Source organism: Bacillus sp. NEB1478 (genome assembly GCF_031582965.1).
Lineage (GTDB): Bacteria > Bacillota > Bacilli > Bacillales > Fictibacillaceae > Fictibacillus.
This window is the reverse complement of sequence record NZ_CP134049.1, coordinates 1309129-1335672: the sequence shown is the minus strand read 5'-3', so window position 1 is coordinate 1335672 and position 26544 is coordinate 1309129. Positions and strand designations below refer to the sequence as shown.

General features: G+C 38.3%; 32 protein-coding genes and 1 other annotated feature. Of the genes, 3 read left to right on the top strand and 29 right to left on the bottom strand.

Annotated elements, in window-relative coordinates:
- Window positions 1-6: 6 nt before the first annotated feature.
- A complete protein-coding gene (locus RGB74_RS06385; RefSeq protein WP_310762154.1) occupies window positions 7-666 on the bottom strand; it encodes a DUF421 domain-containing protein in 660 nt (219 codons plus the stop codon).
- Window positions 667-844: 178 nt separating this feature from the next.
- Between RGB74_RS06385 and RGB74_RS06380 the strand changes: the two genes are divergently transcribed.
- Entirely contained in the window at window positions 845-1234 is a 390-nt protein-coding gene (locus tag RGB74_RS06380) for a TIGR04086 family membrane protein (protein WP_310762153.1), read from the top strand.
- Window positions 1235-1268: 34 nt separating this feature from the next.
- Here RGB74_RS06380 and yajC read toward each other — a convergent pair whose 3' ends face one another.
- The 13 genes from yajC to nadB all read right to left on the bottom strand — a co-directional run bounded on the left by yajC (window position 1269) and on the right by nadB (window position 12771).
- Window positions 1269-1523 (bottom strand): preprotein translocase subunit YajC, encoded by a 255-nt coding sequence (yajC, locus tag RGB74_RS06375; RefSeq protein ID WP_396136052.1) that lies wholly within the window; start codon window positions 1521-1523, stop codon window positions 1269-1271.
- Between the two features lie 57 nt (window positions 1524-1580).
- The gene (tgt, locus tag RGB74_RS06370; RefSeq protein ID WP_310762151.1) at window positions 1581-2723 is read right to left on the bottom strand and encodes a tRNA guanosine(34) transglycosylase Tgt; all 1143 of its coding nucleotides are present in this window, start codon (window positions 2721-2723) and stop codon (window positions 1581-1583) included.
- Window positions 2724-2738: 15 nt separating this feature from the next.
- Entirely contained in the window at window positions 2739-3767 is a 1029-nt protein-coding gene (queA, locus tag RGB74_RS06365) for a tRNA preQ1(34) S-adenosylmethionine ribosyltransferase-isomerase QueA (protein ID WP_310762150.1), read from the bottom strand.
- 19 nt (window positions 3768-3786) lie between these two features.
- A complete protein-coding gene (locus RGB74_RS06360) occupies window positions 3787-3978 on the bottom strand; it encodes a DUF2905 family protein (RefSeq protein WP_310762149.1) in 192 nt (63 codons plus the stop codon).
- Complete coding sequence (gene ruvB / locus RGB74_RS06355) at window positions 3975-4976, bottom strand: Holliday junction branch migration DNA helicase RuvB (RefSeq protein WP_310762148.1); 1002 nt, start codon at window positions 4974-4976, stop codon at window positions 3975-3977. Before ruvB ends, RGB74_RS06360 begins: the two co-directional genes overlap by 4 nt.
- A gap of 13 nt (window positions 4977-4989) precedes the next feature.
- Window positions 4990-5583, bottom strand: a complete 594-nt coding sequence (gene ruvA / locus RGB74_RS06350; protein WP_310762147.1) for a Holliday junction branch migration protein RuvA — start codon at window positions 5581-5583, stop codon at window positions 4990-4992.
- 205 nt (window positions 5584-5788) lie between these two features.
- Window positions 5789-6376 carry a YhcN/YlaJ family sporulation lipoprotein gene (locus tag RGB74_RS06345; protein WP_310762146.1) on the bottom strand — a complete coding sequence of 196 codons (588 nt, stop codon included), beginning with the start codon at window positions 6374-6376 and terminating at the stop codon, window positions 5789-5791.
- A 71-nt stretch (window positions 6377-6447) separates the two neighbouring features.
- On the bottom strand, window positions 6448-7449 hold the full coding sequence (locus RGB74_RS06340; RefSeq protein ID WP_310762145.1) for a phosphotransferase: 1002 nt from the start codon (window positions 7447-7449) through the stop codon (window positions 6448-6450).
- Window positions 7442-8887 carry a polyadenylate binding domain-containing protein gene (locus tag RGB74_RS06335; protein WP_310762144.1) on the bottom strand — a complete coding sequence of 482 codons (1446 nt, stop codon included), beginning with the start codon at window positions 8885-8887 and terminating at the stop codon, window positions 7442-7444. The genes RGB74_RS06340 and RGB74_RS06335 overlap by 8 nt, the downstream gene beginning before the upstream one ends.
- Window positions 8884-9168: a LysM peptidoglycan-binding domain-containing protein gene (locus RGB74_RS06330; protein ID WP_310762143.1), complete on the bottom strand. Its 285-nt coding sequence runs from the start codon at window positions 9166-9168 to the stop codon at window positions 8884-8886. The genes RGB74_RS06335 and RGB74_RS06330 overlap by 4 nt, the downstream gene beginning before the upstream one ends.
- A 136-nt stretch (window positions 9169-9304) precedes the next feature.
- Window positions 9305-10402, bottom strand: a complete 1098-nt coding sequence (gene nadA / locus RGB74_RS06325) for a quinolinate synthase NadA (protein ID WP_310762142.1) — start codon at window positions 10400-10402, stop codon at window positions 9305-9307.
- Window positions 10389-11237, bottom strand: a complete 849-nt coding sequence (nadC, locus tag RGB74_RS06320; protein ID WP_310762808.1) for a carboxylating nicotinate-nucleotide diphosphorylase — start codon at window positions 11235-11237, stop codon at window positions 10389-10391. The genes nadA and nadC overlap by 14 nt, the downstream gene beginning before the upstream one ends.
- Window positions 11191-12771 carry an L-aspartate oxidase gene (gene nadB / locus RGB74_RS06315; RefSeq protein WP_310762141.1) on the bottom strand — a complete coding sequence of 527 codons (1581 nt, stop codon included), beginning with the start codon at window positions 12769-12771 and terminating at the stop codon, window positions 11191-11193. The genes nadC and nadB overlap by 47 nt, the downstream gene beginning before the upstream one ends.
- Window positions 12772-12864: 93 nt before the next feature.
- On the opposite strand from nadB, the gene RGB74_RS06310 reads away from it, so the two are divergent.
- Entirely contained in the window at window positions 12865-14010 is a 1146-nt protein-coding gene (locus tag RGB74_RS06310; RefSeq protein WP_310762140.1) for an IscS subfamily cysteine desulfurase, read from the top strand.
- On the top strand, window positions 14010-14540 hold the full coding sequence (locus tag RGB74_RS06305; protein WP_310762139.1) for a transcription repressor NadR: 531 nt from the start codon (window positions 14010-14012) through the stop codon (window positions 14538-14540). The genes RGB74_RS06310 and RGB74_RS06305 overlap by 1 nt, the downstream gene beginning before the upstream one ends.
- 138 nt (window positions 14541-14678) lie before the next feature.
- On the opposite strand, the gene RGB74_RS06300 is transcribed toward RGB74_RS06305, so the two are convergent.
- The 15 genes from RGB74_RS06300 to radC all read right to left on the bottom strand — a co-directional run bounded on the left by RGB74_RS06300 (window position 14679) and on the right by radC (window position 26518).
- On the bottom strand, window positions 14679-15125 hold the full coding sequence (locus RGB74_RS06300; RefSeq protein ID WP_310762138.1) for an ACT domain-containing protein: 447 nt from the start codon (window positions 15123-15125) through the stop codon (window positions 14679-14681).
- Between the two features lie 116 nt (window positions 15126-15241).
- Window positions 15242-16528, bottom strand: a complete 1287-nt coding sequence (obgE, locus tag RGB74_RS06295; protein ID WP_310762137.1) for a GTPase ObgE — start codon at window positions 16526-16528, stop codon at window positions 15242-15244.
- Window positions 16529-16544: 16 nt separating this feature from the next.
- Complete coding sequence (locus tag RGB74_RS06290) at window positions 16545-17081, bottom strand: Spo0B C-terminal domain-containing protein (protein WP_310762136.1); 537 nt, start codon at window positions 17079-17081, stop codon at window positions 16545-16547.
- A gap of 214 nt (window positions 17082-17295) precedes the next feature.
- A complete protein-coding gene (rpmA, locus tag RGB74_RS06285; protein WP_310259259.1) occupies window positions 17296-17586 on the bottom strand; it encodes a 50S ribosomal protein L27 in 291 nt (96 codons plus the stop codon).
- Window positions 17579-17932 (bottom strand): ribosomal-processing cysteine protease Prp, encoded by a 354-nt coding sequence (locus tag RGB74_RS06280; RefSeq protein WP_310762135.1) that lies wholly within the window; start codon window positions 17930-17932, stop codon window positions 17579-17581. The genes rpmA and RGB74_RS06280 overlap by 8 nt, the downstream gene beginning before the upstream one ends.
- Before the next feature lie 6 nt (window positions 17933-17938).
- A complete protein-coding gene (gene rplU / locus RGB74_RS06275; RefSeq protein WP_310259263.1) occupies window positions 17939-18247 on the bottom strand; it encodes a 50S ribosomal protein L21 in 309 nt (102 codons plus the stop codon).
- Window positions 18248-18261: 14 nt separating this feature from the next.
- Window positions 18262-18334 (bottom strand) — a sequence feature (ribosomal protein L21 leader region).
- A 46-nt stretch (window positions 18335-18380) separates the two neighbouring features.
- The gene (locus RGB74_RS06270) at window positions 18381-19856 is read right to left on the bottom strand and encodes an Rne/Rng family ribonuclease (RefSeq protein WP_310762134.1); all 1476 of its coding nucleotides are present in this window, start codon (window positions 19854-19856) and stop codon (window positions 18381-18383) included.
- Between the two features lie 44 nt (window positions 19857-19900).
- The gene (locus RGB74_RS06265; RefSeq protein WP_310762133.1) at window positions 19901-20752 is read right to left on the bottom strand and encodes a M50 family metallopeptidase; all 852 of its coding nucleotides are present in this window, start codon (window positions 20750-20752) and stop codon (window positions 19901-19903) included.
- Entirely contained in the window at window positions 20745-21470 is a 726-nt protein-coding gene (locus RGB74_RS06260; RefSeq protein WP_310762132.1) for a M23 family metallopeptidase, read from the bottom strand. Before RGB74_RS06260 ends, RGB74_RS06265 begins: the two co-directional genes overlap by 8 nt.
- A 305-nt stretch (window positions 21471-21775) precedes the next feature.
- On the bottom strand, window positions 21776-22570 hold the full coding sequence (gene minD, locus RGB74_RS06255) for a septum site-determining protein MinD (RefSeq protein WP_310259273.1): 795 nt from the start codon (window positions 22568-22570) through the stop codon (window positions 21776-21778).
- A 15-nt stretch (window positions 22571-22585) separates the two neighbouring features.
- Complete coding sequence (gene minC / locus RGB74_RS06250) at window positions 22586-23263, bottom strand: septum site-determining protein MinC (RefSeq protein WP_310762131.1); 678 nt, start codon at window positions 23261-23263, stop codon at window positions 22586-22588.
- Window positions 23264-23326: 63 nt separating this feature from the next.
- The gene (gene mreD / locus RGB74_RS06245; protein ID WP_310762130.1) at window positions 23327-23845 is read right to left on the bottom strand and encodes a rod shape-determining protein MreD; all 519 of its coding nucleotides are present in this window, start codon (window positions 23843-23845) and stop codon (window positions 23327-23329) included.
- Entirely contained in the window at window positions 23845-24717 is an 873-nt protein-coding gene (gene mreC, locus RGB74_RS06240; RefSeq protein ID WP_310762129.1) for a rod shape-determining protein MreC, read from the bottom strand. Before mreC ends, mreD begins: the two co-directional genes overlap by 1 nt.
- 19 nt (window positions 24718-24736) lie before the next feature.
- Window positions 24737-25774, bottom strand: a complete 1038-nt coding sequence (locus RGB74_RS06235) for a rod shape-determining protein (RefSeq protein WP_310762128.1) — start codon at window positions 25772-25774, stop codon at window positions 24737-24739.
- A gap of 72 nt (window positions 25775-25846) precedes the next feature.
- The gene (gene radC / locus RGB74_RS06230; protein WP_310762807.1) at window positions 25847-26518 is read right to left on the bottom strand and encodes a RadC family protein; all 672 of its coding nucleotides are present in this window, start codon (window positions 26516-26518) and stop codon (window positions 25847-25849) included.
- Between the last annotated feature and the right edge of the window lie 26 nt (window positions 26519-26544).

Sequence of the window (26544 nt, the reverse complement as noted above, 5' to 3'; positions counted from 1 at the left end):
GCTGTTTTATTTTTTTTCGTTTTTTTGATCGATATACAAAGACCCATCTTTATTTACAGTGCAAAAAGAAATCGCTTTAACATCTTTAAAACCAACTTCTTTCAGCTTTTGTCTAAGCCACAGAGGTGTTTTGTTGATTTTTCCCAGATTATCTTCAATCACTTTTCCATCTAAAATCAGAGGAAGAATCGTATGAATCGCAGTTGAATCAAGATCTTCATCTTTTCGAATAACAGAGAGTTTGCCAGTTGTTTCTAAAATTCCAAATTCTACTTCATTTAAATTCCTAATATTATTTTCACGTAATTGTGTAAGTAAATCATCAAAATTATATCGTTGTTTTTTCATTTCATATTCATCCACTTTACCCTCTTTTATAATCAATGAAGGCTTTCCGTCAACAAATTCTCTCATTTTTCTGCTCTTCAACGAGATAATTGCCAATATAAGCTGAACACCAAGTAAAACAAATATAGAGACCAGAGAGTTTAACATAGGAACTTCGGGATCTTCAATAGAAATAACTGCTAGCTCAGCAATCATGATTGATACTACGAAATCAAGTACAGACAATTTACCAATTTCACGTTTCCCCATCATTCTAAAAACGACAAGTATTAAAAAATAAATAAATAAGGTTCTAAAGATAATCGTATTCAGTTCCATGTTTCCCCTCCTTTTCAAATAATCTGCCTTGTTAGTGTTGCACGAGCAGACAGAAATCATGAGGCGAAGGTTTTGCCAATAAAAATCTGACCTAAAAAATCCAATTGCTTGTACTTCTATTTCTTTATAAGCATGAATACAGTATAAGGAAAGCTTGTATGGAAAAAGGAGGGTCAAGATGGGAGTAAAACACATGTTTCATTCAATGGGGCGGGGACTAGCGGCCATACTTTTTTTGATAATGGTAAGCAGTTTAGTGTTATCTTTTCTTTTGCGTTTTACAGGTGTAACAGAATCTTCATTAAAATGGGTAACCCTTGGATTATCTTTTTTGGCATTATTTGCGGGGGGATTTATATCTGGTAAAAAGGGTCAGAGCAAAGGGTGGCTTCTCGGCGGGGGCACAAGTCTGCTATTTTCATTCCTTGTTTTCCTTATCCAATATTTAGGGTACCAAAGTACATTTAATTCTACCCAATACATGTATCATGGTATTTTTCTTGCATTATCCATGCTTGGGGGAATAATGGGAGTTAATTTAAGCAGCCATAATAACGCATATAAATAAGACCCGTCATAAAGACGGGTCTTATCTGTGGTGCTTAAGCTTCTGTTCTAACTTCGCGAATAGCGTTGCGATCAAATGTTAATTGTGCTCCATCATTCGAACGAATAACTACGATTAGTTCATCAATACTTTCGATCGTACCATGCATTCCGCCAATCGTAACAATTTTATCGCCTTTTTTCATGTTAGATTGCATTTCTCTTACTGATTTTTGTCTCTTTTGCTGTGGACGAATCAGTAAAAAATAAAAAATAGCAAACATTAATAAAATTGGAATTAAACTTTTAATTTTCTTCACCCCTTTCTACAAGAAAAATTGGAAATTACTTGTTTTTAAAAATAAAATTTAAAAGTTACGGGCGTTCGGCTTATTAAATCCATACATTTCAAAAAACTCATTTCTAAAATCAAGCAGCCTGTCTTCCATAATAGCTTGTCTTACTTGTTTCATTAAGTTTACCAAAAAATAAAGGTTATGGTAACTGGTCAAGCGGAAACCAAATGTTTCGTTTGCTTTAACAAGATGACGAATATACGCCCGGGAGTATGTTCGGCAAACATGACAATCACATTTTTCATCGATCGGCCGAAAATCACGAGCATATTTTGCATTTCGAACAACCAGTCTTCCTTCACTTGTCATACATGTTCCATTTCTGGCAATTCTCGTCGGAAGAACACAATCAAACATATCGATTCCTCGGATTGCCCCATCAATTAATGAATCTGGAGAGCCTACTCCCATTAAATAACGAGGTTTGTTATCAGGAAGGTGAGGAGTTGTAAATTCTAATACTCGATTCATTACATCTTTCGGTTCACCTACTGATAAGCCCCCAACGGCATAACCCGGGAAATCCAGTGAAACAAGATCTCTTGCACTCTGTTTTCGAAGTTCTTCGTATTCTCCCCCTTGTACGATGCCAAACAACGCCTGATCTTCGGGACGTGCATGCCCTTTCAGACAGCGTTCAGCCCAACGGCTTGTCCGTTCTACTGAAGCTTTCATATAATCGTATTCTGCAGGATATGGAGGACATTCATCAAAAGCCATCATAATATCTGATCCTAGTGCATTTTGAATCTCCATTGCGCCTTCAGGGCTTAGGAAAAGCTTCTCACCGCTTAGATGATTTCTAAAATGAACGCCTTCTTCTTTAATTTCTCTCAGATCACTCAATGAAAAAACTTGAAATCCTCCTGAATCAGTAAGAATAGGTCGGTTCCAATTCATAAATTTATGAAGCCCGCCTGCCTCTTTTACAATATCATGACCAGGTCTTAGCCAAAGATGATACGTGTTACTTAAAATAATTTCAGCGCCAAGTTCTTTCAATTCTTCCGGGCTCATGGTTTTAACTGTAGCCAATGTCCCAACTGGCATAAAAATTGGGGTTTCAAACGAACCATGAGGTGTATGAACTTTCCCAAGCCTAGCACCAGACTGTTTACATGTTTTTATTAATTCATAAGTTACTGCTGGCTTCATTCTGTGTTGTCCCCCTTAAAGTATAAGCATCGCATCACCGAAACTGAAAAAACGATACTTTTCTTCAACGGCTTCGTTGTATGCTCTCATTACAAAATCTTTGTTGGCAAATGCACTGACCAACATGATCAATGTTGATTTAGGCAAATGGAAATTTGTTATTAAACCATCTATCCCTTTAAACTCATATCCAGGGTAAATAAAAATACTAGTCCAGCCTGAATCCTCTTGAAACGTTCCATCAAACTTGCTGGCAACTGTCTCAAGTGTACGTGTGCTTGTAGTACCCACTGTAATGATTCTCCCGCCTGAACTCTTAACATGATTCAGCAGGTCCGCTGTTCCTTTTGTGATTTGATAAAATTCAGAATGCATGTCATGCTCTAAAATATTATCAACGCTCACAGGACGAAATGTACCTAGACCCACATGCAAGGTAATAAACGTGACATGTACCCCTATAGCTTTGATTTCTTCAATCATTTCAGGTGTAAAGTGCAACCCGGCAGTAGGTGCAGCTGCTGAACCCTGATGAACCGCATACACGGTCTGGTAACGGTCTTTTTCTTGAAGCTGCTCTTTAATGTATGGTGGAAGAGGCATCTGGCCTAATTCATCAAGAAGCTCATAAAAAATACCTGAGTACACAAACTTTAATTGTCTTCCGCCATGTTCGCTAATATTTGTACAGACCGCTTTCAGTCTTCCATCTCCAAAACTAATCTCAGTTCCTGGTTTTACCCTTTTAGCGGGCTTTACAAGCGTTTCCCAAGTATCCTGTCCTTCTTCTTTTAAAAGCAGGATTTCAACTTTCGCGCCCGTATCTGTTTTTTGTCCAAAAAGCCGTGCAGGGAGAACTCGTGTATCGTTTAAAACAAGACAATCTCCCTCATTTAAATAATCCTTTAGATCAATGAAGTGTTTATGTGATATTTCTTCTGTTTCTTTATTCATTACCATAAGTCTGGAAGATGATCGATCCTCTAAAGGTGTTTGGGCAATCAGTTCTTCCGGCAAATGGAAATCAAAATCATTTACATTCATTCCGGTTCATTCCTGCTTTCTATTTAAATCGTCCGATAATCATGAAGATAAGGGAAAGTACAATGCTGATAATGATAGAGGTCATTATAGGAAAATAAACAGTTGTATTTCCTTTTTTCCACATCACATCACCAGGCAGCTTTCCAATAAACGTACCTACTAATCCTATAATAATCAGTACGATTCCTGCAATAATTAAAAGCCGGTTCATCTATTTGAAGCCTCCAGTCCGAAGTAATGATAGGCTTGCTCGGTTACCATCCGTCCTCTAGGTGTCCGCTGTAAAAAACCTATCTGAAGCAAGTATGGCTCATATACATCTTCAATCGTCATTGATTCTTCACCAATTGTTGCCGAAATTGTTTCAAGTCCAACCGGACCACCTTTGTATGTATGGATGATCCCTAATAATAATTTATGGTCAATATGATCCAAACCTAAACGGTCTACTTGCAATAATTCAAGGGCTTGCTGGCAATTTATTAAAGCGATTGTGTCTTTTCCTTCTACTTGTACAAAATCCCGTACCCTGCGTAATAAACGATTTGCAATACGCGGAGTTCCTCTTGATCTTCTTGCAATTTCTTCAGCCGAAAGATCATCAACTTTAATACCAAAAACATCTCCTGTTCGTTTTACGATTTCAGAGAGTTCTTCAGGTTTGTAGTATTCAAGCCTGGCCATAACACCAAAACGGTCTCTTAAAGGCGCCGACAATGACCCTGCTCTCGTGGTGGCACCGATTAAAGTAAAAGGTGGAAGGTCTAAACGGACAGACCTTGCCAGTTCGCCCTTCCCAATTACGATATCTAAACAAAAGTCTTCCATAGCCGAGTATAGAATTTCTTCTATAGCACGTGATAATCGATGCACTTCATCAATAAAAAGGACATCACCTGGTTCTAATGATGTAAGAATGGCGGCTAAATCTCCAGGTCGTTCAATAGCAGGACCACTTGTTGTCCGAATATTAACTTCCATTTCGTTAGCAATTATAGCAGCTAAAGTTGTCTTGCCAAGCCCCGGGGGACCATAAAGCAATACATGATCCAGCGGTTCATTTCTCATTTTCGCTGCTTTAATAAATACACGGAGGTTTTCTTTCACAGAAGATTGCCCAATGTATTCATTCAAAGCTTCCGGCCGCAGACTTAATTCCATGGTTGTTTCATCTTGACGTTCTTCTGAAGAAACAATTCTTTCTTCCACGCATTCTCACGTCCTAACTATTCATTAACTTCTTTAAAGCCAACTTTATATATTCGTTTGCAGACATTTTTTCTTTCTTTAAATCCGGAAGAATTTTATTAATTTCTTTTCTTCCATATCCTAATACTGTCAGCGCTTCAATTGCCTCTTCCAATTCATCGCCGCTTACGAGCTCTTCCGCAAACAATCCTTCTGTAATCTCTGCATCAGAAAATAAAGAGAGCTTGCCTTTCAAATCTAAAATCATTTGTCTAGCTGTTTTTTTCCCCACACCAGGGAATTTGGTTAAAAACTTTTCATCTTCATGTTCAACTGCTGCAATAACTTGATCCGGCTGACCAAAAGCGATAATAGCAAGTGCTCCTTTTGGTCCAATTCCAGAGACGTTCAAAAGCTTAAGAAATAAGTCTCTTTCTTTTCTGTTCGAAAAGCCATATAAAGCTAATATATCTTCTCTTACATGCTGATATGTAAAAACAGTTCTTTCATCATTTCTTTTATAAATAAAAGGATTTGGGCATATTACTTTATAGCCTATACCATTATTATTAAGAACAACATATTCTGCTGTAATATAATCCACCATTCCAGTTATGCTTTCAATCAATGTTTTCTCCCCTATTCCTAAAAAACCGAGCGTATGTTTCTATTTCATTATTGTAACATAGCCAAGGAGTTAAATCTTTATAAAAGTGAATTTGAACGAACTTATAAGAATTGATAACAAAAGAAAATAAATAGAAGGATTAACATTTCAAATGTAAACCAAAAAAATGCCCAAGAGGTATGTGTATACCTTTTGGGTCATTTCTTTAACGATTCTTTTCGAAAGGACGCTTAATCGCATTGCCAAGATTACTTCCTGCAGCGACAATGTCATTCATGATTCCTTTTACGTCAGTTTCAACCTCTGAGTAAGCACGACCATCGCGCAAGTCGTTTTCTACGCTTTTAATTCGTGCATTCATACGTTGATCTGTAACTACCTTCACATCACGGTCTGGTGCAATTTTCTTAGCTGTATGACTAACTTTGTTTGTAAGTTTTTCTTTATTTTTATTACTGGTGTCTACTCCGACAATGACGGTATTATCCTCAAGAATAACGTGAGCATCGTCAACACCATTAATTTTATTTACTTTATTGGTAATACGTTCAGCTAATGCACCGTTGTAATCTTCGTGATAAGTGGTTGCATGGTCTGTTGTATTCCGGTCAGACATATCAGTAATTGGACCTTTGCTTCTGTCAAGATCACCACGATTGTCGCCCTCATTTGAATAATATCCAATAGGACGAGTATCGTTGTCATACTTGTCCTGTGATTCATTTACACCATTACACGCTGCTAAGCCTGATGAAAGTAATACGAAAGTTAATGTTTTCACGATTAATTTCAATGGAAAAACCTCCTTTCACCTATTAGGTTGGCAAGAGGAGGCGTTAATTAATCTGTTAAATGTAGGATTTTTTATGTTCCTTCTTTTTTTTCAATCATTTTAATAATTCTCTCCACAAATACTTTACGATAAGTGTAATCTCTCAGCGTAAATCTTGTAATTTCTGCAATTATTTCTGAGTCGTTATATCTTAATGCACGATTCCATTCCCGGTATAAATCGGTCGGGAACACTAAACAAATAACAAACCATTTTTTATTAAACCATTTTAAAAAATCCTCGTTCCCCATTTGTTCCATTTTTGAATAGGACCAATACCAAAAAGGCAGAATACGATTTGCATACTGCAGCCAGTCGTATGCTTGAGGCACAGCCGCAAATAAATCAAAGTCAATTAAATAAGCTGGTTTATTTTTTTTTCTATTTAAAACAAAATTATGAGGTGCAACATCTCCATGAGTTATCTCTCTTTTTCGAAATGCCTTTCTTTCAAGTGCTTCAATTGAATCATGATCAAAGTTTTTCAAACTCCATTTCCCCCAAAACAACATATCATGCAGTAATGGTTGTATTTCTTTACTCCAATTAGCTGTTATGGCAAAACTTTTAAACAAGTCATAACGTTCACTCCATTTTTTATATAGCGAATATGATGAGAGGTCATCATATATGGATGAGGGTATGTTGATTGATCGATTATGAAATCGGCTTATGGCTTCCATTCCTGCTGAAACATCTTTTTTATTTCCAAAGTGCAGACCATCACCTTTGTAAAATGGCATGATCGCCCATAAGTAACCCCCAAATTCTATAAAAGGTTTGTTATTCGGAAACACTGTATATGTTCCCATAATTCTAGGCTTTATCCCTTCATATAGTTTTGAAAGGTTGAACTGCTTTTCACACGTTGCCTGCCGTTTGAATCCCTTTAATACATAATCCCCTTCTGACGTTTCTATCCAGATAACATTGTCTCTAAAAAAACCATATTCTTTTACAGACAACCCAGCTTCTTTCATTTTGTTTAAAAAAAGACGATCTCCAGGGAAACCGTCTCTATTTTCTCTATTCATTTTCCTCTGATCCTTCTGTTTCATCTTGTTGATATTCACGTGTTTGTGCTTCAGCATAGGGATTTGGCAGATCCGGATTTTGTCGCATAGGCATAGGCATCATCTGTGGCATTCCCATCATTCCTGGCATTCCTGGCATTCCCATCATTCCTGGCATTCCCGGCATTCCTGGCATTCCTGGCATTCCTGGCATTCCCATCATTCCTGGCATTCCCATTTGACCCATTTGCGGCATCCCCATCATACTTGGCATACCCATCTGACCCATTTGCGGCATCCCCATCATACTTGGCATACCCATCTGACCCATTTGCGGCATTCCGCCACCTTGCATGCCCATCTGACCCATTTGCGGCATTCCTCCACCTTGCATACCCATCTGACCCATTTGAGGCATTCCGCCACCTTGCATGCCCATCTGACCCATTTGCGGCATTCCGCCACCTTGCATGCCCATCTGACCCATTTGCGGCATTCCGCCACCTTGCATGCCCATCTGACCCATTTGCGGCATTCCGCCACCTTGCATGCCCATCTGACCCATTTGAGGCATTCCGCCACCTTGCATGCCCATCTGACCCATTTGCGGCATTCCGCCACCTTGCATACCCATTTGACCCAATTGCTGTAGTCCTTGGACTGATTGCGGTCCTCCTGGTGTATATTCTCCTGCAGGCATCATGTCCATATCAGATTGCGGAAACTCTCCAAATGACATTCCGCCTTGCTGTCCATCCATACCCATCCCTTGAGGATAACCTCCCCCATACAATTGAGGCATACCGCTAAAACCTTGAGGCGGCATCATGCCTTGACCTTGTGGCATAGGTGAATATGTTTGTGGTTTCGGAAACATTGGTGGCATAGAACCATACATTGACTGCATCATTGCTGATGATTCTTCCATCAAAAACTGATGTTTTTGATTTGGATACATATCCTTACCCATAGGATTTAATCCTGGTTTTTTCATCATGTTAGGCTGATTGGCCATATTGGGCATGTTTGCCATGTTTGGTTGGTTGGCCATATTAGGCATGTTTGCCATGTTAGGTTGGTTTGCCATATTAGGCATGTTTGCCATGTTAGGTTGATTTGCCATATTAGGCATGTTTTCCATGTAAGGATTTCCCATTGGCATATATGATCCGCCTAAGTCTGAAGACTCCATCATTCCTGCAAAATCTTTGTCATGCATAGGTGCCATAGGCTGTTTCATTGGTGCTTGATACGAATCCTTTTTCATCGGTATAATATCTTTCTTCATTGGTACTGCATCTTTTTCCATAAGTACATCTTTCTTCATCGGTACATCTTTTTTCATCGGTACATCTTTCTTTTCCATCTTTTGAGCTGGTTTCATTGGTGCTGGTTTCATCGGCGCTGGTTTCACTGGTGCTGGTTTCAGTTGCGCTGGTTTTAGCGGTGCTGGTTTCATTGGTGCCGGCTTAGGTTTTTCTTGAACAGGTGCTGCTGGTGGTTTTCTTGAATTGGTGCTACTGGTTTTTCTTGAATTGGTGCTACTGGTTGTTCTTTTTTAATTGGAGCTTCTTTTTTTACACTAGGCATTTTTATAGGGATTTTTATCTTTTCCCCCCGCTCAATTACGTCCGAAGTCGAAAAACCAGGGTTGGCTTTTCTTAATTCCATTACAGGCACATTATATTTTTGAGCGATTTTATCGAGTGTGTCCCCTTTTTGCACAATATGAATTCTCACGCTGCAAAACTCCCTCCTGCCAAATTTCCTTACAGTATATGAACATTTGGGCATATTGCTACATCATATTAATGACAATAATTCCTTTATCAATTTATGTCTTAGAAATGTAGGATATGACAGGAGTGATTAAACATTACATCATGCGGTTTAAAGCCATTACAGCATACTTTTTTGTTTCATCATCAACTCTAATAATATTTTGAGGAGTTCCTTTTACAATATTCTCAAGAGACCATAATAAGTGCGGCAAATCGATTCGATTCATCGTTAAGCATGGACATAGATTTGGATTCAGTGAAACAACCTCTTTATCAGGAAAGATTTTCGCTAAACGATTTACCAAATTCATCTCAGTTCCGACTGCCCATTTTGTTCCTGCTTTTGCTTTCTTGATCGTTTCAATAATGTAATGTGTTGATCCGTTAAAATCACTTGCTTGCACAACTTCATGCGTACATTCAGGATGTACAATGATTTGATAATCTGAATGATTTTGTCTAAAATCATTGATCTGATTCACTGTGAATTTTTCATGAACCGAACAATGTCCCTTCCATAAAATTACTTTTACTTTATTAAATTCAGATCCATCAAATTCTAATTTATTTTGAATAGGATCCCAAATCGCCATTTCTGAAAGTGGAACACCTAGATCGAATGCTGTATTTCTTCCAAGGTGCTGATCTGGTAAGAAAAGCAGTCTTTCTTTTTGTTGAAGTGCCCATGTTACCATTTCCTTCGCATTTGACGAAGTTACTGTTGCTCCCCCATGCTTGCCGCAAAATGCTTTTATAGCTGCGGTTGAATTCACATATGTTAAAGGCAGGATTGATTCTCCAAAAAGCTCTGTCAATTGTTCCCATGCTCTTTCTGTTTGAAAAATGTCGGCCATATCCGCCATCGAGCAACCCGCTTTTAGATCCGGCAGTATAACTTTCTGATTTTTATTACTAAGCATATCCGCAGTTTCTGCCATAAAATGAACACCGCAAAAAGCAATGTATTCTGCTTTTTTATTTTCAGAAGATATTCTGGCTAATTGAAGTGAATCACCTGTAACATCTGCAAATTGAACAATCTCATCTTTTTGATAGTGATGCGCAGGTAAAAAAAGACGATCCTTTAAATCTCTTTTTATTTCCCAAATTTTTCTTTCCATTTCATTTGCAGACATGTGTGTATAATGACTTGGAAGTGAACTTTGTTTAGCAAATGTTTCAAGAATAGACATGCTTGATAACTCCTTTCATATTCAAGCTAATATCCAAAGCTTCGTAAGAGTGTGTTAAAAATCCTAATGACAAATATTGAACGCCTGTACAGCTGTATGCCTCTATCGTTTTCATACTGATTCCGCCAGATGCTTCAGTAATAATGTTAGATGGTACATGACGCAAGCGCTGCTTGATTTCTTCTGGTGTACAATTATCAAACATAATAATATCTGCTCCTGCTTCAACCGCCTGAATAACTTGTTCTTCTGTCTCGGTTTCAACTTCAATTTTCACTGTATGCCCCACCCTTTCACGGGCTACAGTGACCGCTGCTTGGAGTGAAGAAAATCCCGCTAAATGGTTGTCTTTTAACATCACTGTGTCATAAAGACCCATTCTATGATTAGTTCCTCCTCCGCATCGAACAGCATATTTTTCAAGCATTCTTAGACCCGGTGTAGTTTTTCTCGTATCAGTGATTTTGGCATTGCCTTTCGTTAAAGAGACTGCTTTAGCAGTAATGGATGCTATACCGCAAAGCCGTTGTATGATATTCAAGATGACTCGCTCTCCAGTAAGAATACTTGCTCTTTTACCTTTGATCTCAGCTAAAACAGTGCCTTCTTCAAAGAAATCACCATCTTTAACCAGGATATTCGTCTCCACTTCGGAATCAATCAATCCATAACCTATCGTTAGTACGTCTCCACCAGCAAATATACCTTTTCCCTTTGCTATCATCGTCGCTGTCGTAACATCACCTTCTTCGAAAAGCGAAGCTGATAAGTCACCCGAACCTATATCTTCAATTAAAAAATCCTGTAACTGCTTTTTTAGCAAAAGTAAATTCATCATTTTTTAAGCTCCTAATTATATTTTTTTGACACCATTCATTGCGCGGCCCGGAAAAATCGGTGCGATAATGGCTGCCTCTGCTCTCAGTACGCTGTAAGCTGCTCGAAACTGTTAACCACGCCATAGTTTGTATGTTCAGTTTGCGAATATAAGATAATGGCATCATGAACAGTGATGGTTTCAATTCGGATAGCTGCAGGAGTTCTGTCGCATTTTTAAGCTGTTCCTGATTTCTGCAGATACCTGCCGATTCATTCATTATTGTTTTAATCATCGTTTCATCTAGTAATTCCTCTGCCATTTCGTGCCGAACAGAAAACATTTCGAAATGAGAAACAGGCAGACGCGTTGGTTCATTCGTTGTAAAAGTTAAAATATAATCCGCTGATTGTTTGGCAAAAACCGCTCCTTCCAGTAAAGAGTTGCTTGCTAGCCGGTTTGCACCATGGACACCTGTATGCGCACATTCACCAACTGCGTATAAGCCATCTAAAGAAGTCCTGCCATGAATATCTGTCATAATTCCCCCCATTGTAAAATGAGCACCTGGAGATACCGGAATTAACCCTTTTTCTAAAGACACACCTGCTTTTTTACATAATGCTGTAACTCCCGGAAATTTTATTTCGAAATTAGAAATTCCCGTAATATCTAAGTAAACCGCCTCACCCTTTTTATAAATCTCTTCAAACAATCTTCTAGAAACAATATCTCTAGGAGCAAGATCTTTCATTGGATGAACACCATTCATCACAGGAACACCTTTTGAATTTAAAAGAATGCCTCCTTGTCCTCTTACTGCCTCGGTAATCAATCCTTTATATTGATCATGTTTAAGTAAAGTAGGATGAAATTGAATAAATTCTATGTCTGCTAATTCCGCACCTGCTCGGTAAGCCATGCATATTACACTGCCATCTGCCCCATGTGAGTTTGATGAATCCGAGAAAATCCCAGCATAACCCCCACCCGCTAAGATGGTATGAGGAGCATGATACATTGTAATGTTGTCTTCATCATCTTTACAATAAACGCCATAGGTTCGATTGCTGTCTGCGATTATATCAATGGCGTATTGTCCAGATACAATATTCACCTTTTTCTTAACCCGTTCTATTAAAACTTCCATGACCATTTTTCCTGTTTGATCTCCTCCGGCATGAATGATTCTGTTTTGTTGATGTCCTCCTTCTTTTCCGAGAAGAAAACTGCCATCTTCCGATCGATCAAAAGGCACACCCCATTCAAAGAGAGTCTGGATTACATTTTGACCTTCTTTTACAAGATGTTCTGTCTTTTCGGGATGATTATGATAATGACCCGCTTGGATAGTGTCCTCGTAATGGTTGCTCCAATGATCGTTTTTACTGATTGCAGCAGAGATACCACCCTGCGCCATATATGAGTTTGAGTGTTTAATTTCAGACTTTGTGATAATTATCACATTCTTATGCGTACTTAAATACTCTGCTGCGATTAATCCAGCAATACCACTTCCTATAATCAAAACATCTGCCTCAACAATGTTCATACAAAACACCTCTACTTTACATGTGTCTTGACACCTATATTTACACAGATTTAAACTAGATACAAGAATTTTATTAAAAATGAGGTGCAATCCTTGCTATACCTTGATTATGCAGCTACTACACCCATGTCAAAAAAAGCTCTTGAAGCTTATATTCATACATCAGAAAATTATTTTCATAATACTGAAAGTCTGCATGCGTGCGGCCAAAATTCAAAAGATTTATTAGAACATGCAAGAACAAGTTTAGCTGAACTGATAGGAAAAGAATCAAGAGGAATATATTTTACCGGGGGAGGATCTGACGGAAATTTTCTCGCGCTTACTTCTTTAGTATTCGGTTCACAAAAAGGAAAACATATTCTTTCCTCAAATATCGAACATCCTTCGGTAGATTACACACTTAACTACTTGGAGAAAAACGGGTTTGAAGTAACAAGAGTACCAGTCGATAGTTCAGGTTCTATTACTATTGAAGAAATCAATAAACACATACGACCTGATACAATACTTGCGACGATACAGCATGTTAACAGCGAGACTGGCACTATGCAGGATATAGAAAGTATCGGGGGCTTTCTAAACAAAAAAGGTATCTTATTTCATAGTGATTGTGTACAGTCTTTTACAAAAGTAAAAATGAATCATTTTAAATCTATAAAATTGGATGCTTTCACTATGTCTGCACACAAAATCTTCGGTCCTAAAGGAACAGGTGCGGTATATATTTCACCAAAGATACACATCTCTCCTATTCTTTCACATGTTACACACGAACAAGGTTTCAGACCTGGAACAGTCGACCTTCCATCTGTAGTGGCATTTGTAACAGCTGCTTCAGATGCGATTAACAAACACTCAGTACACTATAAACACGTTAGCAGCATGCGAAATCTTTTCACTTCGCTTATACTTGAAAATAACAATATAATTATTGAAGGCAGTTTGAAAAGTTCTCCTTATATCCTTCCAATCAGAATAAAAAGTATCGAAGGTCAGATCGTTATGCAAGAGCTAAATCGAATGAACATAAGCGTTTCAACCGGATCTGCTTGTCAAAATGGCCAGCAGGAACCATCCAGAACGCTACTCGCTATCGGACGGACAGACAGTGAGGCTCATGGGCTTGTACGCATTTCGTTCAGTCATTTAACAAAAGAGAAGGATATATATGATTTATGCAAAGCATTAAATGAAATTTCTAACAAACTTTCATCGGTAAGAGGTGTTCCTAGTTAATGAGTAATGGAGATAAATTAAAAGGTGATGATAGAAGGGCTTTATTAATAGAATGGCTTAAAACATCAGCCGAACCGCTTAGTGGATCAATCCTGGCTAATAAAACAAATGTAAGCAGACAAGTTATCGTTCAAGATATGTCACTGCTAAAAGCAAGCGGAGAACCAATCATGGCAACAGCACAAGGCTATATTTATATCAACGCTGAGAAAGGACATCCTTTTTCTCGTGTTATTGCAGCGAATCATACAGCAGATACAACGATCGATGAGTTAAATACGATTGTTGATCATGGTGTAACAGTGGAAGATGTCACCGTCGAACATCCCGTGTATGGAGATATAAAAGCATCACTAAAATTATCCAGCCGCGTGGATGTCGAAGAATTTATGAAACGGTTAACAGATACTAACGCTGTCCTATTAAGCGCGCTGACAGAAGGTGTTCACACGCATACATTAACATCCGATTCCAAAGAAAAAATTGATAAAGCATGCCAGGCATTAAGTGAAAAAGGCTATTTACTCTAACATTCATGAATAAAGAGTTGATGCATACAGCCAAGTGCTGGTGCGCATATTTCTCGGATGGCACTCGTATTTTCCGGATAGCGCTCATAAAAAAAGCCCTGCTGAAAATTTTCAGCGGGTTTTTTTACTTAAATCTATTTATGCTCCCGTCCCGACGACTTCCACCTTTTCTACAGTCTCCATTCGGTTAAGCAATGCTAATAAATCCTTAAGATCACCTTGAAGCATATTTGTTTCAATCGTTAAAGTGATGTGTGCTCGTCCTTGCAATGGAATCGTTTGATTAATCGTTAAAACATTGCAGCCTTGTGAAGCAACAACAGTCAACAAACTCGACAAAGCTCCAGACCTGTCTTCTAAATGCAATGACAGTGTAATAATTTTTTCTTTTACCATCGTATGGAACGGAAATATTCCATCACGGTATTTATAAAAAGCACTTCTGCTCAATCCTACTTGTTCAGCCGCTTCTGCAACAGTTTTCACTTTTCCGCGATCCAACAATGATTTAGCTTCCAGTGCTTTTTGCATGGATTCTGAAAGTACATCTTCTCTCACCATATAATATTGTTTATCATTTTTCATAACCATTTCCTCCGGTATAAATCATAGACCTATTATAATAAATATACAGGTTAATGTCTATTCCACATGGACATATGTAAAAAAAGCTAACTCAAATCGTTGAGTCAGCTTCTTTCTTAGTCAATGAATTCAAATTCATATTTTAAGATTCTTACTACGTCACCATGTTCAGCACCGCGATCACGAAGCGCCTGGTCAACACCGAGTGTACGCAGCTGTCTTGCAAAACGTTTGATCGTTTCTTCTCTTGAGAAGTCTGTCATCTTAAACAACTTCTCAATTTTCGGACCGTTAATAACAAATGTTCCTGCAGGATCGCGCGTAATATAAAATCCAGCTTCTTCTTTTTCGTGTTTATAAAGTACACGCTGTTCTTCCGGCCCCTCATCATGAATGATTGGGAATTCCGGTGTCACTTCAAGAATATCTGCAGTTGTGAATAATACATCACGAATTCCTTGGCGTGTGATTGCCGAAATAGGGAAAACTTTAACATCTTCGCCCACTTGCTCTTTAAATGCAATCAGATTCTCTTCCGCTCCAGGAATGTCCATCTTGTTCGCAATAACGATTTGCGGACGTTCCATTAGTCTCATGTTGTATTGGTTGAGCTCTTCGTTGATCTTAACAAAATCTTCGTATGGATCGCGTCCCTCCATACCAGACATGTCAATAACATGCAGAATAACTCTTGTTCTTTCAATATGCCTTAAGAATTGATGTCCAAGTCCTACTCCTTCGTGCGCTCCTTCAATCAATCCTGGCAGATCTGCCATAACGAAGCTTCTGCCATCTTCCACAGGAACAACACCTAAGTTAGGCGTGATCGTTGTGAAATGATAGGCAGCTATCTTAGGTTTAGCAGCAGAAACGATTGATAGTAACGTTGATTTACCAACGCTCGGAAATCCAACCAACCCTACATCTGCTAACACTTTCAATTCAAGTGTAACTTCTCTTTCTACTCCAGGCTCCCCATTTTCAGCGATTTCTGGCGCTGGGTTTGCAGGTGTTGCAAAACGAGTGTTCCCGCGTCCTCCACGTCCACCTTTAGCGATGACCGCTTGCTGTTTATGGTGCACGAGGTCCGCAATCGTTTCTCCAGTATTCGCGTCTGAAACGACTGTACCAGGAGGAACCTTTACGATCATATCATTGGCTTTCTTCCCATGCATGCCTTTTGACATCCCATGTTCGCCTCTATTAGCTTTAAAGTGGCGATTAAAACGGAAATCCATTAACGTACGAAGTCCTTCTTCCACTTCAAAAATAACGCTAGCGCCTTTTCCGCCATCACCGCCTGCAGGACCGCCATCTGGAACATATTTTTCGCGGCGAAACGCAACCATCCCATTTCCGCCATCTCCGCCTTTAACATAAACTTTGACCTGATCGACAAACATTTATTCTCCTCCTTTCTTAAGAACTTAATCGAATTTCAAAATAACACTCATTATCATGCATATAGCTTTCGATGACTTCCAGGCTTTTATGTGTTGAAAATATTTTCTTTATCTTATTATGGACGAGTTCTTTTTCAGATAATTGTCCATGAAAGTCAAAGCATACATGAAGATTTTCAGGTATAAATGTCATCATTAGATAACATTCTTCATATCCGGATATCGAGCTGTTCAACAACTCGCATAATTCATTGGTTATATTCAGCAAATCCTCTTCATATAAGCTAAAATCTCCACTTTCGCCTTTAACCTTCCCGAATAACTTAACCGGGTGTTTCAACCAATTATATGTTAATAAGTACTCTGCTAGATTGGGGGTTTTCAGGTTGGAGATCCGCGATTCTTCCCGGGACAATTCAATTACTTCATTCATAATCTCTTTCGCTCTCTCCGTTCGATCAAGCGAGAGGTTTGCTTTAATCAGCTGAAGCTGGTTTAACCAGTCATGCCTTGCATGGCGCAAAAGATCAACCGTTGTCCAATTTTTTGGCATCATCGACTCCCTAGCCTTTCTACTTAGTATGGCATTCCTCAATCCGACAAATTAGCTTAAAATTAATTCGTTATGTGTATAAAAAGCTAAATGATAAAGAAAACTTGGCTGACGGCAAGTCTAATCCGTCAGCCTAAAGAGTGAGCATTGAATCCATTTTAACGAGTGCAAATAAAAAACCCTAACCAATCTGGTTAGAGTTTTTATCTCCCTCTTACGCTTCTTGCGCGATTGGGTAAACACTTACCTTTTTGCGGTCACGGCCCAAACGCTCGAAACGAACGATACCGTCTACCTTTGCAAATAGTGTGTCATCTCCGCCTTTACCAACGTTTGTACCAGGATAGATCTTAGTACCGCGTTGACGGTAAAGAATAGAACCACCAGAAACGAATTGTCCGTCAGCACGCTTAGCGCCAAGACGCTTAGACTGTGAATCACGACCGTTCTTTGTGCTACCTACACCTTTTTTGGATGCAAAATATTGAAGGTTTAATTTAAGCATTTGTTCCACCTCCTTCATGTTGAGTCAGTTTAATATATTTTTTGTATCCTGCTTCAATCGTTGCCAGGGATACAATCATACCTTCCAAAAGCAATTGTGTTTGTTGAAATGAAGAATCATTTATCTCATCCGGTATATTAAGCTTTAGAAATCCACCATCATCAACAGTGGTAACTTCAGGCTCATAGCCGCAAAGCTGTTCTATCGCATTAATCGTACCAAACGAAACTGCCGTAGCCGCTGCACAGACCAAGTCTTGGCCATGCGGGGCATAATCAGCATGCCCTTCCATCGTAAACGATAATATGTCTTGATTATGGTTTCTGTATATAGAAACATGAATCATAAGTAATTACCCGTTAATTTTATCAATCACAACTTTTGTGTATGGTTGACGGTGTCCTTGCTTACGACGATAGTTTTTCTTCGCCTTAAACTTATAAACAACCACTTTTTCGCCACGGCCGTGTTTCTCAACTTTTGCCGTAACTGTAGCGCCTTCAACTAAAGGAGCTCCTAATTTCAAGCTGTCTCCACCGATCATCAATACATCTTCAAATGTTACTGTTTCTCCAGCTTCGATATCTAGTTTTTCAACATAGATTGCTTGACCTTCTTCAACACGAACTTGTTTACCACCAGTTTGAATAATTGCGTACATCAACGTGCACCTCCTCTTATACTCAGACTCGCCATCCTAGGTGTATAAAATATACTTAAAACCTAGTCTGTGCGGTTGGAGCGGGTGCTCCAAACACTAACGAAAAAAGGATACCATGTTTTGACCGCTTGTGTCAATGTGTATCTTTTAATATACGGGCTTTTATTTCTTCAATAGTACCTGTTTTACGCAGGTTAATTTCCCGTTTGGAATCACCCTTGCTGACAAAAAACTTTTTACTGTATTTTTCTTCAATTTCAGAAAGCTTTTCCGGGTTATTCTGAATCCAATCGAAAAAATAGTACGGTCCTTCAATCCAAAATGCCTCATCATCGTGATACATATGTTCGATCGCTATTCTTTCAAGTTCAAAATAATGAGTTTCAGGTCGAATTCGATGACCATCCATCACATCACCACTTGGTTTTACAGTTAAAGTCTCTAAAAGAGTTGGACGTTCTTTTTTCCTTGTCATCTCAAAAAGACCCATTTTTGTAAAACCATGGATAATTATAGTTGCTGAATCATTGCGTATCTCTTTTTGGATAGCAGACATAACCATCTGCTTGTCCTTATCCGAACTCATCGTAATAAAATCGATAACAATCATACCAGCTAAATTACGTAAACGCAGCTGTTTCGTAATTTCTTCAGCTGCAAGTAAGTTTGTTTCTACTACTGTTTTTGCCCGGTCCTTTTTGCCGATAAATTTGCCTGTATTCACATCAATTACTGTTAAGGCTTCTGTTACATTTATATATAATGATGAACCATTTTTTAGCCAAACATGCGGGGATAAGCTTTTTCGAATTTCTGCATCAATGCCAAACTTACTAAATATCGGTTCTCTTTCATTATAAAGGGTAACTGAATATGATTTACTAAAAGCTGAAATGTATTCTTTAATCTGAGAATACGTTTCATGGTCATCGACGATTATCTCTTCAACGTGCTGATTAAGCCATTTTTCTAAATAAGTTTGATAAAAAGCTGGTCTTATAAGAAGGTAAGGCGCTTTCTTCTCTTCAGATTTCTTCAGCACATCCAAAAATTGTTTTCTAAGACCATTTAACTCTTTAAGCATTTCTTCTTCCGGAAAATCTTCACAACCTGTGCGGATAATCAGACCTTCCTGATCTGCAGTATATTGTGCTCCCCATTTATTTAAAGTCTCTCGTGCGGATTCTTTAATTTTTTTGGATACTCCGACATGCGGCGTATAAGGAAAATAGACAAGCAGATGAGCAGTAAAAGAGAGAAGAGCTGTTAATTTAGCCCCTTTTTCACCCGATTCTTCTTTCACAATTTGAACCAGAATAGACTCGCCTTCTTTGACTAAATTAGAAATTGATATTTGTTTCTTCTCTTTATCAGATAACTGATAATATCCAGGCAGATCATCTTTATGAAGAAAACCATTTTTATCCGTACCAATATCAACAAATACTGCTTGCATACCTGGAAGTACTTTTTGTACTCTTCCTTTATAAATACTGCCAGCCGAGGGTTTTTCATCCGGACGCTGGTAAGCACATTCAATAAGTTTCCCGTCTTTTAACAGAGCGGTGCGTTTTTCCATCCCAGCTGCGTTTATTACAACTTGTTGCATTTTTGTTTTCACATCTCCCTGTTCGTTTACCATCTAACTTTATTTTAACGAAAAAACTTTCCAATTGCACATTCTGTTGAAGGCAAGTGAAAGAAAGCTTCCAACAAGTCTTTTTCTTGTATAACAACAGGGCGTGTTTTTTTTACGATGATTTCATGTGTAAACTCTTTCATAAATAGATGAGTAACTTTAGATATTGGAATTGAGGGAGACACAAGAATTGTACTTTTTCTTTTTGGGGGAGATTGTGTATTTCTGCTCAATAAAAAGCGAATAAAAACATAATGCTGCCGTCTCCATTCTAAGATGTGCGCTACTATTAAAAATAGACAAATGACCCACAAATTTAAATGGTTCGGCTGAATAAATAGCTCCCAGCCAGCGGCTACTATAAAAATACAAGCTGATCCGATTAAGAATTTTTTTTGTGCATATTTAAAAGGCATATATTTTGCGCATATCGCAAAAACGATCTTCCCTCCGTCTAATGGCCAAATTGGCAGCAGGTTAAATAAAAACAAAGTGAAATTTAATGTCAAGAACCAATAAAAGTCCTCATAAGTTACGAAATGGAATTGATAAAGAAGAAAGGAAATACCAACAAGCCACACATGCTGCAGAGGACCAAGTACAGCTACCCATACCTCCTCAAAGAATGGTCTCGTTCCATGCTCCTCAACTACAGCTGCACCGCCAAATGGAAGTAAATCAATTCGGGAAATTCTCCATTTAAAAAGATGGGCTCCGGCGAAATGACCCATCTCATGAATGAGAACTACGAAAAACCAAATGATAATCTCCCTGAAGTGCCCTGTAAATACAGCTCCCATAATTACGACCCAAAAGGCTGGATTAATCTTTATTTTTCGGATAAATTCAATTAAAAGTTTAATCAAATGGAACCACCTTGCTCGGATCAATAAAGTTTTTGTCTTTTTTTAATGCAAAATAAAATTTCCCGGCTTTTCCTCCTTCATAATCAGATACTTTTCCAAGTTCAGTTCCGCTATCCACATAATTATAGAGCTTGATTGATTTATCGATTTCCTTTAAGTCTCCATACCATGATTCCTGTTCATCCGAGTGCTGAATGATAACCGTGTATCCTAAGCCTTCTTTTTTACCAGCAAATATGATATAGCCGTCCTTTGCTGTTTCAACAGATTCGCTTTTTCCCGTTTTAACCCAAATTCCTTTTCCGTTGGCTTTAAACGTTTCATATACTTTTCCGTTGGCAGGAGAGGCATAGACTTCTCGTACCTCTTCTTTATCTGTTTTCTTCAATATCTTATCCTTTGGTAAAAGTGCAAGAGGTTTACCAAATTGTTTTTCATACCAATCTTTTGCAGCTGCGAAATGAAATTCATCTTCATAAACGTGACGGATATAGCTTTGTGCCTTTGCAGTTTGTTCTCCAGTATTTTTGAAGATAATACCTACAATTAAAAATAATATTATAGAAAACATGACTTGCATGATAAGGGCATGACGGTTTAATAGAGGATGAGATTTTTCATTTTGATCTCTGCTAAATAAAGGGCTCTTTTCATTTACATTTGGATTTTTCGAAAAATTACCGTATTTCTTTCGAATCTCATCAGCTCTATTTTTCATAACCGTTCCTCCATTTTTCTCATATATGTACATCCTATGACTTGTCCGCTGCATATATGATAGAAAATGAAAATGACACATCAAAACAGTATAGAAAATAGAAATTAGTTTGTTGATTCAGAAGCAAGAAGGTCGAGGAAGTGAAAGTTACGAAGCATGGAAAGCTTACATGTATGTACAGAATTCCGACGAGTAACCGCATGAGCATAGTTAATCCTACATGAGCATCGAGAAAATGATATTGACGAAGAGATTCGCCGCTTATGAATCAACAAAAAAAACAGTGGCAACTAACCACTGCTTTCTTACTTCATCCCTAATAATGTTTTAATTTTACCGAAAAATCCCTTTTCTTCTTCCAATGATAATAATGGAACGGATTCGCCTAAAATTCTTCTTGCAATATTACGATAAGCAATCGACGCTTTAGAGTCCGGCTGCATAGCAACAGGTTCTCCTTTGTTCGCTGCTTTGATAACATTCTCATCATCTATGACTACACCTAAAAGTTCAATCGACAGAACTGAAACGATTTCGTCAACCTCCAGCATATCACCGCTCTTAGCTAAATGATTACGAAGTCTGTTAACGATTAGTTTAGGTGCTTCAACTTCTTCTTGTTCTAATAAGCCAATAATACGATCAGCATCGCGAACAGAAGATATTTCTGGATTTGTTACAACAATTGCTTTATCAGCCCCGGCAACCGCATTTTTGAAACCTTGTTCGATCCCCGCAGGACAATCAATAATGACATAATCATAGTCTTGCTTCAATTCCTGAACAATTTTCTTTACTTGTTCTGGCTGAATAGAAGATTTGTCTTTTGTTTGAGCAGCGGGTAGAAGGTACAAACATTCGAAACGCTTGTCCTTTATTAATGCTTGATTAAGCTTGCAGCGCTCTTCTGCGACATCAACTAAATCATAAATGATCCTGTTTTCAAGTCCCATTAGTACGTCTAGATTCCGTAGACCAATATCCGTATCTACTAAACATACCTTCTTACCAGAAAGAGCTAAGGCGGTGCCTAAATTAGCAGAGGTCGTCGTTTTACCGACTCCACCTTTACCAGACGTTATGACAATTGCTTCTCCCATGCGTCATTCCCCTTTCTATACCAAACTGTTCAACAGCGGTTTAATCCTGTGAACAGCACTGATTCGGTCTATACGAATCTGTTCTTCTTCTACAGATATGTAAGCAAACTCCATCTCATTTCCGAAATCCGGATAAGAGTCTGGTGCTCGGTTAATATGATTTGCGATTCTTAGCTGCGAAGGCTTCATTACAGATGCAGCAATTATTGTATCTTCGTTGCCTTTGCTCCCAGAATGAGCGATGCCTTTTAATGTGCCGAGAATATAAATGTTACCCGTAGCCATCACAGTTCCGCCAGGGTTCACATCCCCAATTAACAGCAAATCACCTTGAATCTCAAGTACTTGCCCGGATCTGACTATCTTTGAGACTGTAACAACTTGAGCGTCTTTTCTTAATTCCTCAGCTTCTGTTTTTGTGATGACATCAGATTCAATTCTATTTATGATTAAGTTCTCTTTGTTTTTTAAAACTTCCCGTAATTGTTTTTCTTGTTCAGCTGTGATATACCGGTTTCCTGTCTTTACTTTGACAGAAATCACCGGACCATTAAGCAGCTGTCCACTATCAGCGGTTAATTTATCAAAGAGCTCCTCAATAATCTTTTCAAAGGAACATGTATCATCCAACAATAAGATGAGGCCGTCTTTTGTACCTTTTATTGTTACGTTGTGCTGCAGTTTTTGTGCCATTCCCATTGTTCACCTCAACGTACTAACATTCGATAGACAGATCTAAAATCCTCTTTGATGAAGTTAGTTTTCTTTTAAAGTTTCTTTGATGTGGTTAAGTTGCTTTACGTATGGATAATAAATCAGTATCGCAAACAAACCATTTAAGATGAGGGTAGGGAGCAATCTTTTATATAGAAAGAGATCGATAGGCTGATTGCTTATTCCAATCAGACTGTTTAATCCATACACAAAAAACTCCAAAATGGATACCCCGATGATGGATAGGAATATGGTGACAATCAGATTTCCAAAAAGATACCTCGCAAATATAGAAGTGATATAGGCTGTAGCAGCCATCGAAAATAGATAGACACCTATGATATCTGTATAAAGAAGATCAGTCAGTAGACCAAAACCCAACCCGTATAGAAGGCCGTATGTTGTATTTAAATACATGGCAATAAATAAAATCATAACCATTGAAAATCGAGGTATGATCTGCCAGTCCATACTGGGATCCTGAGGCAAAAAGGCTTGAACAAGCGAACTTTCACTGATAAAAGCTAAATAGATAAGAAAAGGAAGAAGGATTTTTTTCATCATTCTTCCTCCTTTTCTTTTAAACTCTCATCAACAGCTGGCATTTCTCTTTCAAGTATCATCACATGATCCAAATCATACAAATTTGCGGATGGCTTTAAATAGGCTGTTTGTGTTAGTCCTACTTCATCTGGTTCTGTATCGATTACTTCCCCAATTAGTAAATTAGGGGGGAACACATCACCAAGGCCCGAAGTAATGACTTTTTGTCCTTTTTTAATTTTCGCATCAACTTTAATTTTCTTAAACATCAGTGCCTGACGTTTAGGATCATATCCCTCAATTGTGCCGAAAATATTTTGTTCTCCTTGAACAATTGCTGAAAAGCGATTCGTGCGATCATTGTCACTGATTAGCTGAACAGTTGACTGAAATAGAGAAACATTCGTAATTTTCCCTATAAAACCTTGGGGCGATATCACTGCCATGTTTGGTTTAATTCCGTCTTTTTCACCTTTATTGATATAAATAAATTTATTCCACTGGTCTGGAGAACGGCCGATCACTGTAGCTTCACGTACTTTATAATCGTTTAAATCTTCTTCTTTGTCCAACTGCGCTTTTAATGTATCATTTGTCTTTTTTACAGCCTCATACTGAACGTATAGTTTTGCATATTCATCTAGCCTTGCTTTTAAAAGTTGATTTTCTTTATAAAGCTGTTTCATTTCTGATAAATTCTCAAAGAAACCCGCTATTGTATTAGCGGGTTTATAGAAAATTGTTTGTGCTAGACCTGCAGAATCTTTTAAAAATTGTTCAGGTAAGGTTAGGCTTTCTCTTTTTTTCATCGAAAAACCAATCAATGCTACTAGAATAATAATACTTACCAGTAGAATGATAAGCCGTTTATTCGAAAAAAAATGTGGCATGAAAATTACACCTACTTACTTACTTGGATTTAGATCTAGAAGTAATACCAGCTTTTGATTTGAAAAGGTGCAGGTTTTCAAGCGCACGGCCAGTTCCAACTGCTACACAATCCAACGCGTTTTCTGCAACGATAACAGGCATCTTAGTTTCATCACTGATGACTTTATCCAAGTTTCTTAATAAAGCTCCACCACCTGTAAGAACGATACCGCGATCCATAATATCAGCCGCAAGTTCTGGGGGAGTTTTTTCAAGGGTAACTTTAACAGCATCCATAATGCTGTTTACCGTATCGCGCAGCGCACTGGAAACTTCTTCCGCCGTAATCGTAATCGTTTTTGGAAGCCCTGTCAATAAATCTCTACCGCGAATATCCATGTCTTCAATACCGTCTGGATCTCCAGCAGATCCAATATCAAGCTTAAGTGTTTCTGCCGTTCTTTCACCAATCATTAAGTTATAAGTCTTTTTAATGTAAGCGATGATCGCATCATCCATTTCGTCACCTGCGATGCGGATTGACTGGCTAGTTACAATTCCGCCAAGAGAAATGATGGCAACTTCTGTAGTTCCTCCACCAATATCAACGACCATACTTCCAGTTGGTTCCCAAACAGGAAGATCTGCACCGATTGCAGCAGCAAACGGCTCTTCAATTGTATATGCTTCACGAGCACCAGCTTGTTTTGTTGCATCCTCAACCGCACGTTTTTCTACAGCAGTAATTCCAGATGGCACACAAACCATTACGTATGGCTTACGAGCAAATACAGAACGGTTCTTTTGTGCTTGCTGAATAAAATATTTCATCATAGTTGCTGTTGTTTCAAAATCAGCAATTACTCCGTCTTTCATTGGTCTAACGGCAACAATATTACCAGGAGTACGACCAATCATATTTTTAGCAGCATTACCTACCGCTTCAATTGAACCTGTGTCAGTACGCAACGCAACAACGGAAGGTTCACGCACAACAACACCCTTGCCCTTCACGTAAACAAGTGTGTTTGCAGTTCCTAAATCAATTCCTAAATCTCTTGAAAATCCACCAAACATTTATGTAAACTCCTTTCATCAAGCAAAACTCATAAGTTTGATTATACGCTATAAAAGAATCAAAAGACAATGTTAAACATATCCTTTTTCCTTTAAACTTACGTATTTTTGATCACCAATAATAATATGGTCCAGCACTTCGATTCCAAGCATTTTTCCACACTCTACTAATCTCTTTGTCACTTCAATATCTTCCCTGCTCGGAGCCGGGTCTCCGCTCGGATGATTATGAAAACAAATGATCGATGCACTCGAACGTTTCAAGCTTTCCTTAAACACTTCTCTCGGATGTACAATTGAAGTATTCAGGCTGCCTATAAAAACGGTTTTCTTATACAGCACTTGGTTTTTAGTGTTTAAATATAAACACACAAAATGTTCCTGGTGCAGAAACCTCATTTCATCCATCAAATACCTGGCACCATCTTCGGGGGACCTTATCGTATATCTTTCTTCAAATTGCAAACGGCTTATCCGTTTGCCAATTTCTATCGCAGCAATTAATTCAACTGCTTTTGCTGGTCCGATACCGCTAATTTCTTTAAGTTCCCCGATTGTAGCATCCTTTAATTGTCTCAACCCTTCAAAATGCTGAATGATGTGGTGTGATAATTGAATGGCCGACATTTGTTTTGTTCCAGTTCTTAACAGAATTGCTAATAGTTCATAATTGGAGAGAGAATCCGGACCCTCTTGAAGCATCCTTTCTCTCGGTCTTTCCTGAATTGGATAGTCTCTAATCATAAGCGGTTTTGTTACCACTTACGTTC